The organism is Exiguobacterium sp. s91 (assembly GCF_018618915.1).
Lineage (GTDB): Bacteria > Bacillota > Bacilli > Exiguobacteriales > Exiguobacteriaceae > Exiguobacterium_A > Exiguobacterium_A abrahamii.
Map to the genome: position 1 here is coordinate 605,786 of NZ_JACSMZ010000001.1, position 15,662 is coordinate 621,447.

14 protein-coding genes are annotated in these 15,662 nt (G+C 47.1%); 11 read left to right on the top strand and 3 right to left on the bottom strand.

What is annotated here, in order from left to right; genetic code table 11:
- Positions 1-11: 11 nt before the first annotated feature.
- From dnaI to KNQ06_RS03010, 3 genes are all read left to right on the top strand, one after another.
- Complete coding sequence (dnaI, locus tag KNQ06_RS03000) at positions 12-929, top strand: primosomal protein DnaI (protein WP_023469020.1); 918 nt, start codon at positions 12-14, stop codon at positions 927-929.
- Between the two features lie 310 nt (positions 930-1,239).
- Positions 1,240-3,180 (top strand): threonine--tRNA ligase, encoded by a 1,941-nt coding sequence (thrS, locus tag KNQ06_RS03005; RefSeq protein WP_029342321.1) that lies wholly within the window; start codon positions 1,240-1,242, stop codon positions 3,178-3,180.
- A gap of 219 nt (positions 3,181-3,399) precedes the next feature.
- A complete protein-coding gene (locus KNQ06_RS03010) occupies positions 3,400-4,605 on the top strand; it encodes a glycoside hydrolase family protein (protein WP_214723784.1) in 1,206 nt (401 codons plus the stop codon).
- Between the two features lie 51 nt (positions 4,606-4,656).
- Here KNQ06_RS03010 and KNQ06_RS03015 read toward each other — a convergent pair whose 3' ends face one another.
- Positions 4,657-6,126: a catalase gene (locus KNQ06_RS03015; protein WP_215147308.1), complete on the bottom strand. Its 1,470-nt coding sequence runs from the start codon at positions 6,124-6,126 to the stop codon at positions 4,657-4,659.
- 434 nt (positions 6,127-6,560) lie between these two features.
- On the opposite strand from KNQ06_RS03015, the gene infC reads away from it, so the two are divergent.
- The 8 genes from infC to pheT all read left to right on the top strand — a co-directional run bounded on the left by infC (position 6,561) and on the right by pheT (position 13,906).
- Positions 6,561-7,091 (top strand): translation initiation factor IF-3, encoded by a 531-nt coding sequence (gene infC, locus KNQ06_RS03020; RefSeq protein WP_029342318.1) that lies wholly within the window; start codon positions 6,561-6,563, stop codon positions 7,089-7,091.
- A 27-nt stretch (positions 7,092-7,118) separates the two neighbouring features.
- Positions 7,119-7,313, top strand: a complete 195-nt coding sequence (rpmI, locus tag KNQ06_RS03025; protein ID WP_023469015.1) for a 50S ribosomal protein L35 — start codon at positions 7,119-7,121, stop codon at positions 7,311-7,313.
- A 37-nt stretch (positions 7,314-7,350) separates the two neighbouring features.
- Entirely contained in the window at positions 7,351-7,710 is a 360-nt protein-coding gene (gene rplT / locus KNQ06_RS03030) for a 50S ribosomal protein L20 (protein WP_012371057.1), read from the top strand.
- Between the two features lie 118 nt (positions 7,711-7,828).
- On the top strand, positions 7,829-8,311 hold the full coding sequence (locus KNQ06_RS03035) for a dUTP diphosphatase (RefSeq protein ID WP_023469014.1): 483 nt from the start codon (positions 7,829-7,831) through the stop codon (positions 8,309-8,311).
- A 12-nt stretch (positions 8,312-8,323) separates the two neighbouring features.
- Complete coding sequence (locus KNQ06_RS03040) at positions 8,324-9,406, top strand: M42 family metallopeptidase (protein WP_064299521.1); 1,083 nt, start codon at positions 8,324-8,326, stop codon at positions 9,404-9,406.
- Entirely contained in the window at positions 9,381-10,166 is a 786-nt protein-coding gene (locus KNQ06_RS03045; RefSeq protein ID WP_369792088.1) for a TrmH family RNA methyltransferase, read from the top strand. The genes KNQ06_RS03040 and KNQ06_RS03045 overlap by 26 nt, the downstream gene beginning before the upstream one ends.
- A 308-nt stretch (positions 10,167-10,474) precedes the next feature.
- The gene (pheS, locus tag KNQ06_RS03050) at positions 10,475-11,497 is read left to right on the top strand and encodes a phenylalanine--tRNA ligase subunit alpha (RefSeq protein WP_035396564.1); all 1,023 of its coding nucleotides are present in this window, start codon (positions 10,475-10,477) and stop codon (positions 11,495-11,497) included.
- A 12-nt stretch (positions 11,498-11,509) separates the two neighbouring features.
- Positions 11,510-13,906 (top strand): phenylalanine--tRNA ligase subunit beta, encoded by a 2,397-nt coding sequence (gene pheT / locus KNQ06_RS03055; protein WP_149427702.1) that lies wholly within the window; start codon positions 11,510-11,512, stop codon positions 13,904-13,906.
- Positions 13,907-13,971: 65 nt separating this feature from the next.
- Here pheT and KNQ06_RS03060 read toward each other — a convergent pair whose 3' ends face one another.
- Together KNQ06_RS03060 and KNQ06_RS03065 are read right to left on the bottom strand one after the other, a co-directional pair.
- Positions 13,972-15,159: an MFS transporter gene (locus tag KNQ06_RS03060; RefSeq protein WP_215147310.1), complete on the bottom strand. Its 1,188-nt coding sequence runs from the start codon at positions 15,157-15,159 to the stop codon at positions 13,972-13,974.
- Positions 15,156-15,584 (bottom strand): MarR family winged helix-turn-helix transcriptional regulator, encoded by a 429-nt coding sequence (locus tag KNQ06_RS03065; protein ID WP_023469008.1) that lies wholly within the window; start codon positions 15,582-15,584, stop codon positions 15,156-15,158. Before KNQ06_RS03065 ends, KNQ06_RS03060 begins: the two co-directional genes overlap by 4 nt.
- Positions 15,585-15,662: the final 78 nt, after the last annotated feature.

Genomic DNA, 15,662 nt, shown 5'->3' on the forward strand with positions numbered 1-15,662 from the left:
GGAGTCGGGACATGGAACATATCCAATCATCTATCGAAAAAATATTAAGTCGACCGGACGTTGCAGAATCGGTTCGAGCGATTCAACAACGGGTGTTGTCTCATCCGGGGGTCGTCATGTTCTTACGGACCCATCCAGAGATCGATCAACGGATGATCGAGCGGGGAATGCTCAAACTGAACGAATACGCGGAACAGATGGATGGGAATCGACTGATCGAAAGTAAAGCCGTCATCGAAGGCTATCAGCCGATCCTGCACGTCGAGAAAGGACAGATCGTCGTTTCGTATGAGAAGTCACAAGCGCTCAAAGACCGAGAAGATGAACGTGCACTTGAGAAAAAGTTCAAGAGTCTGTTCCTGCCGGACGAAGTGCGCGATGCGAACTTCAGCGATTTCGACTTGTCGACGACGGACCGGAAGCTCGCTTTACGTGCGGCGTCGCAGTTCCTCAATCATTTGCGCTCAAAAGAGCATGTAAAGGGACTGTACCTGCACGGTAGCTTTGGTGTCGGGAAAACGTATCTCTTGGCTGCGATCGGGAATGCACTAAAGAAAGAACGGATTGCAACGATTCTCGTCCATGCCCCGGGATTCGTTGCTGAAGCGAAACGACGGATCCGGTCGGACTCGTTCGATACGTTCCTTGAAGGATTCCAAACGATTCCAGTCTTGTTGATTGACGATATCGGTGCAGAATCGATCAGTCCGTGGGTACGAGATGAATTGTTCGGAATCATTTTGCAATACCGCATGATGCATCGTCTGCCGACATTGTTCAGCTCAAACTTATCTTATGATGAACTCGAGCTCCATTTCGGGATTACGAACGATCAAGGTGATAAATTAAAGGCCGCACGACTGATGGAGCGGATCCGGACGACGACGCAACCGATCGAGTTCCTCGGTGAAAATCGACGTCGCTACTAATTTTCCTTGTCAAGGAAGCGACCGATTCGTTATACTAATGACACGTCAATAGACGATGCAACGATTGAGGATATGAAGTATGAAATGAACCAAACTAGCGAGAGAAGAATGGTGGAAGCTTCTCATGGCATCATTCATGTCTTTACTCCCTCATAGCACGAACGGGGCTAATCCGTTTGCGCTTCACGCCCGTTAACGCGTGTTCGAGCCGAACCAACATTGGTCCGGGAACGAGGGTGGTACCACGAGATTAAGACTCGTCCCTTTTTAGGGATGAGTCTTTTTTATTTTGTTAAAGGGGGAAACAGTCATGTCAAACATCGCACTTACATTTCCAGATGGCGCCGTAAAGGAATTCGCAGTCGGTACGACAGCAGAAGAAGTTGCTGCTTCAATCAGCCCAGGACTTCGTAAAAAAGCATTTGCTGCCAAACTAAACGGGCACGCAATCGATTACCGTCGTCCAATCGAAGAGGACGGCACAATCGAATTGATCATGCCGGATTCAGAAGAAGGGCTCGACTTGATTCGTCACTCTTCAGCTCACTTGATGGCACAAGCCATCAAACGTCTGTATCCAGATGAAACGATTCATCTTGGGATCGGACCGACAATCGAGAATGGTTTCTACTATGACATCGATATGGAACGTCGTCTGACAGAAGAAGACTTACCAGAAATCGAGAAAATGATGAATAAAATCGCGGGTGAGAACTTGCCGATCGAACGCGAAGTCGTTTCGCGTGACGAAGCACTTGCAATCTATAAAGAACTCAATGATCCGTTGAAAGTCGAATTGATCGAATCGATTCCTGCTGATCAGGATTTGACGATTTACCGTCAAGGCGAATTCTTCGATCTCTGCCGTGGACCACACGTTCCAGCAACAGCGAAGCTACAAGTCTTCAAATTGATGAGCATTGCTGGTGCTTACTGGCGTGGGGATTCAAAAAACAAGATGTTACAACGGATTTACGGTACAGCATGGGCGACAAAAGATCAGTTGAAACAACATCTCCACTTCCTTGCTGAAGCGAAAGAGCGGGATCACCGTAAACTCGGGAAGGAACTTGGCTTGTTCTTCACTTCTCAAGAAGTCGGTCAAGGACTCCCGATGTGGCTACCAAAAGGAGCAGCGATCCGTCGGACGGTCGAACGTTATATCGTCGATAAAGAACTCGAACTTGGATATGAGCACGTCTATACACCGGTTCTCGGTTCAGTCGATCTATACAAGACATCGGGTCACTGGGATCACTATCAAGATGACATGTTCCCGAAAATGGAGATGGACAATGAAGAACTCGTTCTTCGTCCGATGAACTGTCCACACCACATGATGGTCTACAAGAACGAACCGCGTTCGTACCGTGATTTACCGCTTCGTGTCGCGGAGCTTGGTGGTATGCACCGTTATGAGATGTCTGGTGCCTTGACTGGTCTTCAGCGTGTTCGTTATATGGTCCTTAACGATGGACATACGTTCGTCCGTCCTGACCAAATGAAAGATGAGTTCAAAGCCATCGTTCACCTCATTCAAGAAGTCTATGCTGACTTCGGAATCACGGATTACAAATTCCGTCTTTCGTACCGTGACCCAGCGGACAAAGAGAAGTACTTCGATAACGATGCGATTTGGGAAATGGCGCAACGTGAGTTGAAAGAAACAATGGATGAGCTCGAACTCGAATACTTCGAAGCAGAAGGCGAAGCTGCCTTCTACGGACCAAAGCTTGACGTGCAAGTTCGGACAGCACTTGGTAAAGATGAGACGCTTTCGACAGTCCAACTCGACTTCCTCTTACCAGAGCGATTCGAATTGACGTACAAAGGAAATGACGGACAAGATCACCGTCCGGTCGTCTTACACCGTGGTGTCGTTTCGACGATGGAACGATTCGTCGCATACTTGATCGAAGAATACAAAGGCGCGTTCCCAACATGGCTCGCACCGGTCCAGGTGAAATTGATTCCGGTTTCTAAAGTGCATGAAGACTATGCCCGTGAAATCAAAGCGATCTTGCTGAAAAAAGGAATTCGTGTCGAAACAGATTTCCGTGACGAGAAACTCGGATACCGGATTCGTGAAGCACAAGTCAATAAAGTACCAGTCATGCTCGTTCTAGGTGACAAAGAAGTCGAATCGCGCGAAGTCAACATTCGTCGCTACGGTTCAAAAGACTCAAGCAACGCATCACTTGAACAATTCGTCGCTGATTTAGAGCAAGAAATCGCGAACCGTTCAAAATAATTCTAGCCTCATGAAAGAGTTCGTCCTGCTACTGTAGGGCGGACTTTTTTTGTGATGTGATACTTAAAAGAAGGAAGCGGCATGCCGATGACAAAGGTAGATCATTCAGCTGAATCTATTCAACATAACCGAAAATTATTTTTCCTTTAATTGGATAAATGCTATAATAAACCTTCATTGGATGGAATGTTTTGAAGGATGGGAAGGAAGTTACAAAAAATGAAACAGACGACTCTTGCTGTTCTCATCACCTCTTCATTGGTAATCGGTATTCATCCGGGTGAAGCGGATGCGGCGACGACTAAAAAGACGTACCGGATCACACCAAAAACAGAAGCGATTGACCCGACGATTCGTAAATATACGACTTATAACGCAAAGACGCGCAACCATTATACGATGCGCTCTTATTTGGAACGTCTTGAAAAAGAGGGGGGCGGGACACTCGTCTTGACGAAAGGAACATATCTGTCTCCACTACGTGTCGGTATTCCGTCCAATACGACGGTGATCTTGGAAGATGGCGTCATCATCAAGAAGACGACGGAGACAGGAACGACGAAGATTAGTTCAACGACCAGTGTATTTGATCTTGTTGCTCCATCCGTATTGCGTTTGAACAAAAAGGTCGGAAAGTATGATGGCTCACAAAACGTTAAAATCATCGGAAAAGGGAATGCACAAATCGACTTGAATCGATATACGCGTGGTTCAGCGTTCGCTATTGCTCATAATCAAAACTTGTATATTGGTGGCATCACAGTACGGAATCAAAAGGGTTCACATGCAATGGAACTTGATGCGACGAAAAAGGCAGTCATCGAAAACATGAAATTCGTCGACGCCGTCATGATACCGAATACAGGTCCGAATGAATCGATTAATCTCGATACACCAGACCCAATCACAAAGGGGTTCAACTGGAAGTGGTCGAAACAAGATGGAACTCCGAATGCAGATATCACGATTCGCAATAACCTGTTTCGTAACATCAACGTGGCAATTGGCACACATCAATATACAGAAAATCGATTACACACGAATGTGCGGATCGAAAAAAATACGATTGATGGAACAAAGGATTATGCGATTTCGATGATGAACTGGAAGAATCCAACGGTCCGTTATAATACGATTCGAAACGTGCACCGGGCGGATGGAAAAGCGATGACGATTCTCGGTAGAGGAGTTGTCGGAGGAACGATTCGCTACAATCGATTTGAAGACGCAGATCGGGCGATTCAAATGCAACCGTTCCAAAGCAATGGCTATGCTCCGATCTATAATACGTTCACGGCAGAGCAAAAACGTTATATGCAACAAAATACAGTCAAGCAGGTTGGCCTCGATCAAATCGTCTTATTCAAGAAACTTAATGAGTTCACGTACAAGACGGCAGAACGCTACGATTTCATTCCATACTAAGACACAAAAAAGCACCCAAGACTAGCGTCGAGGGTGCTTGTGTCTGTCATATTACGAACGCATTTGTTGCAAGAACGGTTCGATATCGACTTGAAGCGCTTCTGATAGTTTCTGACCGAGTGAAGCATCAGCACGGTAGAAGTTGCAGATTGCGAGCAAGACTGTGTTCTCATGGCGAACCTGCTCGAGATCACTGACGAGGTTCTTCAGAAGAGCTGCTTGCTCGTCTTCTGTCAAACGACGGTATACTTCGCCGGCTTGACCGAAGTTGTTCGTCTTCTCGATTTCGAGACGACCGTGTTTATCATCAAGTAACGGCTGGTTTTCTTCCGTATACTCTGGTGTTTCTTTTGGTTCTTCTTGATAACGGTTTGGTTCGTAGTTCACCGGACTCGTTTGCTGACCGACTGGCATTGCACCATCACGTTGGTAGTTGTTCACTTGTGCGAACGGACAGTTGATCGGAAGTTGTTGGTAGTTCGTTCCGATACGGTAGCGTTGTGTGTCTGAGTAAGAGAACAGACGACCTTGTAACAACTTATCTTCAGATGGTAACATCCCTGGAATCAAGACACCTGGGTTGAAGCCGACAGATTCTGTTTCAGCGAAGTAGTTGTCGACGTTTTTGTTCAATGTCATCGTACCGACGTGTTGGAACGGAATGACATCTTCAAACCAATCTTTTGTCGCGTCAAGCGGATCGAAATCGAACTGATCGACGTCAGCTGGATCGAGTACCTGTACGAACAGATCCCATTCCGGATAATCTCCGTCTTCAATCGCTTGGAACGTATCGTTTGAAGCGTGGTTAAAGTCTTTTCCTTGAATTTCCGTTGCTTCTTCTGCTGAGAGGTTATGAATACCAGCTTTCGGTACCCAGCGTAGTTTGACGTAAACCGTATTGCCATGAGCGTTCACCCATTTGAATGAGTGGACGGAAGAACCACGCATTTTACGGTAGCTTGCAGGAATGCCTTCATCCGTAAAGAGATGCATGAGCATGTTCGTCGATTCCGGACGAAGTGTCATGAAATCCCAATAACGGTCAGGATCTTGAATGTTCGTGCGCGGATCTGGTTTAAGCGAGTGCACCATATCCGGGAACTTCATTGCGTCACGAATGAAGAAGACAGGAAGATTGTTCCCGACGAAATCCCAGTTTCCTTCTTCTGTGTAGAATTTGACAGAGAACCCACGTGGATCGCGGAGCGTCTCTGGAGAATGCGTGCCGTGAATAACAGTCGAGAAGCGGGCAAAGACAGGAACTTCTGTCCCTTCTTCTTGTAAAAACGCTGCTTTCGTGTACTTTTTCATTGAGTTTTTGACAGTGAAGACACCGTGAGCACCAAATCCACGAGCGTGTACGACGCGCTCAGGTACACGTTCCCGGTCGAAATGGGCCATCTTTTCAATTAATTGATAGTCTTCTAATAACGTTGGTCCGCGACGTCCAGCCGTACGTGAATTCTGGTTGTCTCCGATTGGTACACCTTGATTGGTCGTTAATCGTTTTTCAGTCATCTGTTATTCTCCCCCTTATGTAAGATTAAATTGATTATAAAACAATAATCATTCTAAATAAACAATTTTGCTTGCGAATGTTCTGAATCTTTTTTTCCATGTTAAGAGTGTACCCGTGAAAAACAGGTTAGAAACTTCTTGCTTATCCGTCAAAGGATTGCTATTATAATCAAGTATGTGAGCAACGTTCTGTAAGAACATAGAAAGCGGCTTGACATCACGGGAAAACAAGTGCTATGATAGCAAAGTGAAATGACAACAAAGCAGAAGCATCCCGCTTCTCACCATGTATGACGACTCGTACTGGTTCATCATGAAGATACGCAACGTGTAGCGACTGCTATGCTTTGACGTTCCTTATGAGTGTGGGCGGGAAGAACTGCCGACGCTTTTTTTATAGCGTTTTCTATCATTCATTTTTCGTGCAATGCACGATGGAGGTGCTAACCATTAGCAAAGATCTGTTAATCAATGAAAGCATCCGTGCCCGGGAAGTTCGTCTTATCGGAGCGGATGGTGCTCAACTAGGTGTCCAATCACGCAACGAAGCGCTACGTCTCGCAGAGGAAGCGGAACTTGACCTCGTCATGGTCGCTCCACAAGCGACGCCGCCAGTTTGTAAGATCATGGACTACGGTAAATACCGTTTCGAGATGCAAAAGAAGGACAAAGAAACTCGGAAGAATCAGAAAGTGATTCAGATGAAAGAAGTTCGTCTTAGCCCGACGATCGAGGAGAACGACTTCCAAACGAAATTCCGTAATGCGAAGAAATTCTTGGAGAATGGTAACAAAGTGAAAGCGAGCATTCGTTTCCGCGGTCGTGCCATCACTCACTCGGAAATCGGTAAACGCGTTCTCGAACGCCTCGCAACGGATTTAAGTGAGTTCGGTGTTGTGGAACAGAGACCGAAGATGGAAGGACGCAGCATGTTCCTCGTGCTTGCTCCTAAGAAAGAAGACTAATCGAATCGAAGTAGGAGGGAATCTCTCATGCCTAAAATGAAATCGCACCGCGGTGCTTCTAAACGTTTCAAACGTACTGCTTCTGGCAAATTGAAACGTGGTCGTGCTTACACAAGCCACTTGTTCGGTAACAAATCAACAAAAGCGAAACGTAAATTACGTAAAGCTAGCATGGTATCTACGGGTGACTTCAAACGCATCCGTCACATGATCGCGAAGTAATTTATCCAATCGTATACAGATTTAGGAGGGAATTTATATGCCACGCGTAAAAGGCGGATATACGACTCGTCAACGTCGTAAAAAACAACTCAAATTAGCTAAGGGCTACTACGGCTCGAAACATACACTCTTCAAGGTTGCGAAACAGCAAGTCATGAAATCTCTCATGTACGCTTACCGTGACCGTCGTCAAAAGAAACGTGACTTCCGTCGCCTCTGGATCACTCGGATCAATGCGGCAGCACGTATCAACGGTCTTTCTTACAGCCGCATGATGCATGGTCTTAAATTAGCAGGTATCGACGTTAACCGTAAGATGCTCGCTGACCTCGCAGTTACAGATGCAACTGCATTTGCTTCACTTGCTGACACAGCAAAAGCAAAATTGAACGCTTAAGTTCTACAATTCGTCGGGGAATTTAATTCTCCGACGTTTTTTTCGATTTAATGATAAAATAAGAAGGCACGTCGATGAGACGGTCATATGATTTTTTTAGATAGAAGGAGAATTAAAGATGGATTGGTTGACACTTTTTGAGATGCAAGAACAGTTGGATAAACGGATTCAGTCAGAACATCAATTGACAGGCAATCAATTCGACGAGCGTCTGCTCGCCTTATTGGTCGAACTCGGTGAACTTGCGAACGAGACACGTTGCTTTAAGTTCTGGTCGAAGAAGGGACCATCCGCTCAAGTCACAATTCTTGAGGAATATGTCGATGGCGTCCATTTTCTACTCTCACTAGGTCTAGCACTTGATTACAAGAAAAGTCATTTTACTGAAGGTGACTTCTATTTGACAGCAACAGATGCTTTTTTAGACGTCTATAACAAAACGAACGTCTTTGCGATCTCGCGGACGGAACAAAGTTATGATGTTCTGATTGGTGCATACCTTGCATTAGGTGCTACACTAGGCTTTACACAGGATATGATTTTCAAGGCTTACATTTCTAAAAATGAAGCAAACCATGTGCGACAAGACAACGGTTACTAAGGAGGAAATCAGATGAACGAACAATTACATATGCTAAAACGTCTCACGGACGCAACAGGTGTACCGGGAAACGAAAAAGAAGTCCGGAGCCTCATGCGTGAATATTTAGAACCTCATGCAGAAGCATTCCACCAAGATGGTCTCGGTAGTCTCTTTGCTGAACATAAAGGCGCAGGCGAAGATGCACCACGTGTATTGATTGCGGGTCACATGGATGAAGTCGGATTCATGGTCACGAAGATTGATGAAAAAGGATTCCTTCGTTTCCAACCACTCGGCGGTTGGTGGGGTCAGGTCCTCTTGGCACAGCGTATGAATATTGTGACGTCATCTGGTGAAGTCATTCCAGGTGTAATCGGTGCAAAACCACCTCATGTTTTACCACCGGAAGCGCGCAATAAGCCGGTCGACATTAAAGACATGTTCATCGATATCGGTGCTTCATCAAAAGAAGAAGTCGACGGTTGGGGAATTCGTCCGGGTGATACGGTCGTTCCACATTGCGAATTTACTGTGATGAAAAATGAGAACTTCTTGATGGCAAAAGCGTGGGACAACCGGATTGGTTGTGCCATCGCAATCGAAGCAATCAAACGCTTAAAAGCAGATGGACATCCGAACACGATTTTCGCAGGCGCGACTGTTCAGGAAGAAGTCGGATTACGTGGGGCTCAAACTGTCGCGCACCTGCTCAAACCATCAATCGCCTTTGCTGTCGATACAGGTATCCCGGGTGACACGCCAGGAATGACCGATCGTGAAGCATTGTCGAAATTAGGTGAAGGCGTTCAAGTCATCATGTTCGATGCGTCGATGATCGCACATCGTGGATTGATCGATTTCGTGACGAAAGTCGCAACAGAAGAAAATATCAAGTATCAACTGGACTTAACACCAGGTGGCGGAACGGATGCAGCGAAGTTCCACTTATCGAATACAGGTGTTCCATCACTTGCATTGACTGTACCGATTCGTTACCTGCACACGAATGTCTCAATCATGCATAAAGCCGATTTCGAAGCAGCCGTCGATCTAGTCGTTGCTGTGACAAAACGTCTGGATGCGGAGACTGTCCAAGCGATCTACGAGGGGTAATAAAACAATGAAGCACATCGCATCAGCAAAGAACGAAATCGTTAAACAATGGAAAAAACTCTTAACGAAAAAAGGACGTCTGCAGACGAACCGTTTCTTAATTGAAGGAGAACACTTGATTGAAGAAGCTGTTCGCGCTGGAATCGTCAAGGAATTGATCGTGCGTGAATCGTATCAAGTACCCGGTTCTTGGAAACGAAATGCCGATGTCTTTACGATTGATGATGCCGTCATCAAAGTACTGGCTGAGACTGAAACGTCGCAAGGCATCTTCGCTGTCTGTGAGATGAAACAAGCTTCGGCGCAATTAGAACGAGGACGCTATTTGTTGCTCGATCGTCTGCAAGATCCAGGGAACGTCGGGACGATGATTCGGACAGCTGACGCAGCTGGATTCGATGGTGTCGTCGTCGGACCGGGAACAGTTGACGTCTATAACGGAAAAGTCATCCGTGCGACGCAAGGATCGCTGTTCCATCTACCGGTTATCTCCATGCCGCTCGAAGAGGCAGTCAATGCACTGCACGAGCAAGGAATTGCGGTAATTGGCACGGCGTTAGAAGGAGCGACGTCTTATCAAACGATCGCACCGATGGATGCACTCGGTTTGATCATCGGGAACGAAGCACAAGGCGTTGCGCCAGAATTGCTCTCTTATTGTGATGAGCGTGCCTACATCCCGATTCGTGGTAAAGCGGAGTCATTGAATGCGGCAGTAGCGGCTGGCATTTTGCTTTATCATTTTGCAAGCGTGGATTGAAACCGACAAGCGTTCATGCTAAAGTGAACATCAGGAATACATCATGGACGTTGATGGAACAGAGTACGTTAGGGAACGATTCAATCAGGGAGAAGCGGTCGTAGACTGAAAACTGCTTCGTGAATCTGCTAACCGAATTCACTCCGGAGTCGCACGAGAGATCGTGACGGGATGCGCCCGTTATCGCGCAATTGGAGGACTTTTCGATTGAAAAGTCAAACAAGGGTGGTACCACGGTGTTTACATCGTCCCTTCGGCATTTGCCGGAGGGACGTTTTTTTATATCTTCAACTAAAGGAGTGGGAAAGATGCGCGAGCAATTAGAAGCATTACGCGATGAAGCGTTGACATTAGTCGATCAGGCAACAACACAAAAAGATCTCAATGACGTCCGAGTCAAGTATCTCGGGAAAAAGGGACCAATCACAGAAGTATTACGAGGAATGGGAAAGTTATCAGCGGAAGAACGACCAGTCGTCGGTGAGATCGCTAATACGGTCCGTCAAGCGATCCAGGAGCAATTGGAACAACGTCTGACAGCTGTCAAACAACAAGAAATGGATGCGAAACTGGCAGCGGAAGCAATTGACGTCACGTTACCAGGACGTCCGAAAAAGGTCGGTCATGCGCACCTCTTGCAACAGGTGACGGATGAGATCGAAGACATCTTCGTCGGACTCGGTTATACGATTGCCGAAGGTCCAGAAGTCGAGCAAGATCTGTTCAACTTCGAGATGTTGAATTTACCGAAGGATCACCCGGCACGTGACATGCAAGACTCGTTCTATATCACGGAAGAAATTTTGATGCGAACGCATACGTCACCGGTCCAAGCACGGACGATGCTCGCTTCGAAAGGAGAACCGATCCGCATTCTCTGCCCAGGTAAAGTCTATCGTCGAGACGAAGATGATGCGACACATTCGCACCAATTCATGCAAGTCGAAGGACTCGTCGTCGGAGAATCGATTTCGATGGCAGACTTAAAAGGAACGCTTGAAGCCTTCGCGAAGCAGATGTTCGGTGAAGCACGTGAAGTCCGCTTACGCCCAAGTTTCTTCCCGTTCACGGAGCCGTCCGTCGAAGTCGACGTCTCGTGCTTCAAATGTGGCGGTAAAGGATGTAACATCTGTAAACAGACGGGATGGATTGAAATTCTGGGCGCTGGAATGGTTCACCCTCACGTTCTCGAAATGGCCGAATATGATAGCACGAAAATGTCAGGTTTCGCATTCGGAATGGGTATCGAACGGATTGCCATGTTGAAATACGGTGTCGATGATATTCGCCACTTCTATACGAATGACGTTCGCTTCAGCGAACAGTTTTAAGGGGGAACGCAGATGTTAGTCTCAAAACAATGGTTGAACGAATATGTGGATGTCAGTCACACATCAGGACAAGATTTGGCTGATTTGATTACAAAGAGCGGAATCGAAGTCGAAGGCGTAGATGTCCGGGATGAAGCGTTGAACAACATCGTCGTCGGACGTGTATTAACGAAAGAAAAACATCCAGAAGCAGATAAATTGAATGTCACGACGGTCGACATCGGGCAAGACGAACCGGTCCAAATCGTGTGTGGTGCACCGAACGTCGAAGCCGGACAAGATGTCATCGTCGCACGCGTCGGAGCTCGCCTGCCAGGTATTAAAATCAAACGTGCCAAATTGCGAGGTGTCGTCTCAGAAGGGATGATCTGTTCACTCGAAGAACTCGGATTCGAAAAGAAATATATCCGAGAAGATGAGCAGGACGGGATCCATACGTTCCGTGAACCAGTCACACCAGGACAAGACGTTTTGGAGTTACTCGGTCTACGTGATGAAATCCTCGAGCTTGGATTAACGCCGAACCGTTCGGACTGCCTCAGCATGTATGGTGTCGCACACGAAGTGGCGGCGCTTTACGATACGACACCGACTTTCCCGGTCGTTGAAGTCAACGAAGCAGAAACTGCGACGGCAGTCGACGTGACGCTTGATTCAGAGGACTGCCCGTTCTACGCGGCACGAGAAATTCAAGGCGTGACGATTCAAGAGTCACCGACTTGGTTAAAAAACCGCTTGATTGCGAACGGCATTCGTCCGATCAACAACGTCGTCGACGTTACGAACTTCGTCTTACTCGAGACAGGTCAACCGCTTCATTCATTTGATGCTGAAAAACTCGGAAAACGGATCGTCGTGCGTCAAGCGCACGCAGGAGAGTCGTTCACGACGCTCGACGAAGTAGAGCGGACGCTCGATTCTTCGATGCTGGTCATCACTGACGGTGAACACCCGGTCGCGCTTGCTGGTGTCATGGGTGGAGCGAATACCGAAGTCGATGAAAACACGACATCGATCATTTTAGAATCAGCTTACTTCGCACCGATTTCCGTCCGGAAGACGAGCCGTGTTCTTGGACTTCGCTCGGACTCGAGTGCCCGTTTCGAAAAGGGCGTTGATCCACGTCGTGTCTTGTTAGCACTCGATCGGGCTGCAACTTTGATTGCTGAACTCTCGGGTGGAACGGTTCAGGCTGGTGTCGCTCAAGCTGGAACGCTCGAGCTTGACGATCACTTGATTGAAGCGAGTGTCTCGTACATCAATCACCGTCTTGGTATGGAGATCGAAGGAACGGTCATGCAAACGTTACTCGAACGTCTTGGTCTCGGTGTTGAATTATCGGGTGATGCCTTGACAGTCAGCGTACCGACTCGCCGCCAAGACTTGAAAATTCCAGCTGATTTAGCGGAAGAAGTCGCTCGTCTCTACGGATATGATGCACTGACTTCAAGCTTACCGTCTGAAGCGAGCCGTGGCTTCTTACCAAAACGGAACATTCACCGTCGTCATTTACGCCGGACATTGCAGGGAGCAGGTCTTTCGCAAGCCATCACGTATTCATTGACGAGCGAACAACGCGCGATGCAATTCAATGAACGAGAAGATTTGCATCCGGTCAAACTGGCGATGCCAATCAGTGAAGCACGTTCGACACTGCGGACGTCACTCATTCCGGGACTCCTTGAAGTCGCGCAGCATAATGTCGCACGACAGCATGCCGATGTCGCGTTTTATGAACTCGGCAGTGTTTATCTGCAACGGGATGCGTCACTTGAGACACTCCCGATTGAACAAGAAATGATCGGTGGCGTCGCAGTCGGTGTGTCAGAACAACACCGTGCGCACGGAACGCTCGTCAAAACAGATTTCTTCGTCATGAAAGGAATCGTCGAGACACTCGCTTCTGCAGTCGGTATCACGTTGACGTTCGAGGCAGCGAGCATTCCATCGATGCACCCAGGACGGACGGCGCGCATTTTGCTTGACGGAGAAGCGATCGGATTCGTCGGTCAAGTGCATCCTGGTCTGTCAAAAGAACAGTATGGTCTAAAAGAAGTGTACGTCTTTGAATTAGAGGCGATGGCACTACGTTCGAAAGAAGAGCAGGTCTACTCGGAAATCTCACGTTTCCCATCAATGACACGCGACTTAGCAATCGTCGTCGAGCGATCAGTGACGGCGCAATCCATCATCGATGTCATGACGGAAGCAGCCGGTCCACTTCTTAAGACGATCGAATTGTTCGATGTCTACACGGGTGAGAACGTCGGAGAGAATGAAAAATCATTTGCTTTCTCCCTCCGTTATCAAAACAAAGAACGGACGTTAGTCGATGAAGAAATCACGACAGCGCAACAGCGAGTCGTAGATGCAGTGAAAGAAACGTTCAATGCGGAACTTCGCGCATAATCAGGATAAACAAACAGCCGCTTTCCTTTCAGAGGAAGGCGGCTGTTTTTCGTTTGACGACAGATTCAAGAAGCAAGTTCTTCTGTTTCAGATGAAGCAGCTTGTCGTTTCGTAAAGGTGAAATACAGTAGACCACTTACGAGAACAATCAGACTACAGGACAAGAACATATTGGAATAGCCGATACCGCTTGCGACCGTAGCAAGAATCAAGGCACCGATTCCAAAACCTGTGTCATAAGCAAGGAAAAAGGTCGAGATGGCTTTTCCTTTCTGTGCGGGAGGTGCGAAGTTCAAGAGAACGGTTTGAAGACCAGGGAAGATAGAAGCAGAACCGACTCCAATAATGACGGCTGCAAGCAATAAACCAGCCAATGAAGGATACATGCCGAGAATGACAAAGCCCATCATATAAAGAACATACGATGGCAACAACACGAATGCAGCTCCTCGCTGGTCGAACAGTTTTCCAGCAATCGGTCGAATCGCGACCATCCCGAGAGCCACTAGCGCATAAAAATAAGAAGCATATGCGATATGACCGATCGAGTCCGTGTACAGTGAAATGAACGCAGATGTACTAGAGATCGCAACGCCTGCCAACAGAGTCGCCACCAACAAAAGCGGACGCGATAAGAAGAGAGACTGACTTAAACGAAACGCGAACGTGCTTGGGATATGTTGACTCGTCAGTGGCAGACGCGTCATTAACAAGAAGGAGATGATCGCTAGGGCGGCAACCGTCACGAAGTAAAGAATGAATGCTTTTTCCTGGATGAAGGTTAGACCGATGACGGGACCAAGGACGGATGCCAAGTTCATCGATAGGACGAAATAGCCCATCCCTTCTCCTTGACGTGTCTTTGGAATCAATGTCGTAACGGCGAGACTAATTGAAGAAGATAGCATCCCGAAACTAAAGCCATGGATGACACGGATGACGATTAAATAGAAGAATGATTCCAGTGGTAAGACAAGCAAGTAGCAGAGGCTCATTAATGCAAAGAGACTTGCAGAGACCATTAAGACACGCTTTAAATCATAACGATCTAACCAGTGACCAATCAGTGGACGAGAACAGACGGTTGCCAGGATGAAGCTCGTCACAATCCATCCGAGGGCTGAAGCGGAGACCGGAAACTGCTTAGCAGCGAGTAGTGGAAGTGAGGCATTGAGTAGATAAAACGTGATGAAGAGCAATAGGTTAATGATCAGCGTCATGACGTAATGACGCGAGAATAACCGAGCGATCATGAAGATTCCTCCTGTCGATGTAGAGTAAGTAGGTGCGTCATCCACTCACCGAGCTGTTGCTGATCGGTAAGGGAGAAGGAGGCGAGTAAGCGTTGGTGGGTCTCTTGGACCGCAGCATCGATTTGGTCGAACCGTTCAATGGCTAGAGGTGTCAATGAGACAAAGTGTGTTCGTCCTTCTTTTATCCGAGTGATGAAACCAAGCGTCTCAAGACGTGAGACGGTTTTCGTCACAGCTGGTTTTTCAATGATTAGATAATCGGCCAGTTGGACTTGTGAAACAGGTTGTAGTAATGCAACTGCTTTTATTAGTGCCCATTGACCCGTATGTAACGAGTAGGGAAGCAAGGTAGCATCAATCTCTCGTTTTACGAGACGTGAGACTTTTGATAGTTGTCCGAGTACATCTTCTTGTGTATAGAGCATCCTATTTCTCCTTTTAGTTAACTAGTTAACTTTAAGAGTGTATCAAAGCTGATTAAGAGGTGCAAGGGAAGAAACGCT

What these genes read in the sequence shown, in the direction of transcription:
- KNQ06_RS03010 (WP_214723784.1), top strand. Translation starts at nt 3,400, where the DNA reads ATGAAACAGACGACTCTTGCTGTTCTCATCACCTCTTCATTGGTAATC.
- KNQ06_RS03015 (WP_215147308.1), bottom strand. Translation starts at nt 6,126, where the DNA reads ATGACTGAAAAACGATTAACGACCAATCAAGGTGTACCAATCGGAGAC.
- thrS (WP_029342321.1), top strand. Translation starts at nt 1,240, where the DNA reads ATGTCAAACATCGCACTTACATTTCCAGATGGCGCCGTAAAGGAATTC.
- KNQ06_RS03060 (WP_215147310.1), bottom strand. Translation starts at nt 15,159, where the DNA reads ATGATCGCTCGGTTATTCTCGCGTCATTACGTCATGACGCTGATCATT.
- dnaI (WP_023469020.1), top strand. Translation starts at nt 12, where the DNA reads ATGGAACATATCCAATCATCTATCGAAAAAATATTAAGTCGACCGGAC.
- KNQ06_RS03035 (WP_023469014.1), top strand. Translation starts at nt 7,829, where the DNA reads ATGGATTGGTTGACACTTTTTGAGATGCAAGAACAGTTGGATAAACGG.
- infC (WP_029342318.1), top strand. Translation starts at nt 6,561, where the DNA reads ATGGAGGTGCTAACCATTAGCAAAGATCTGTTAATCAATGAAAGCATC.
- pheT (WP_149427702.1), top strand. Translation starts at nt 11,510, where the DNA reads ATGTTAGTCTCAAAACAATGGTTGAACGAATATGTGGATGTCAGTCAC.
- KNQ06_RS03065 (WP_023469008.1), bottom strand. Translation starts at nt 15,584, where the DNA reads ATGCTCTATACACAAGAAGATGTACTCGGACAACTATCAAAAGTCTCA.
- KNQ06_RS03040 (WP_064299521.1), top strand. Translation starts at nt 8,324, where the DNA reads ATGAACGAACAATTACATATGCTAAAACGTCTCACGGACGCAACAGGT.
- pheS (WP_035396564.1), top strand. Translation starts at nt 10,475, where the DNA reads ATGCGCGAGCAATTAGAAGCATTACGCGATGAAGCGTTGACATTAGTC.
- rplT (WP_012371057.1), top strand. Translation starts at nt 7,351, where the DNA reads ATGCCACGCGTAAAAGGCGGATATACGACTCGTCAACGTCGTAAAAAA.
- rpmI (WP_023469015.1), top strand. Translation starts at nt 7,119, where the DNA reads ATGCCTAAAATGAAATCGCACCGCGGTGCTTCTAAACGTTTCAAACGT.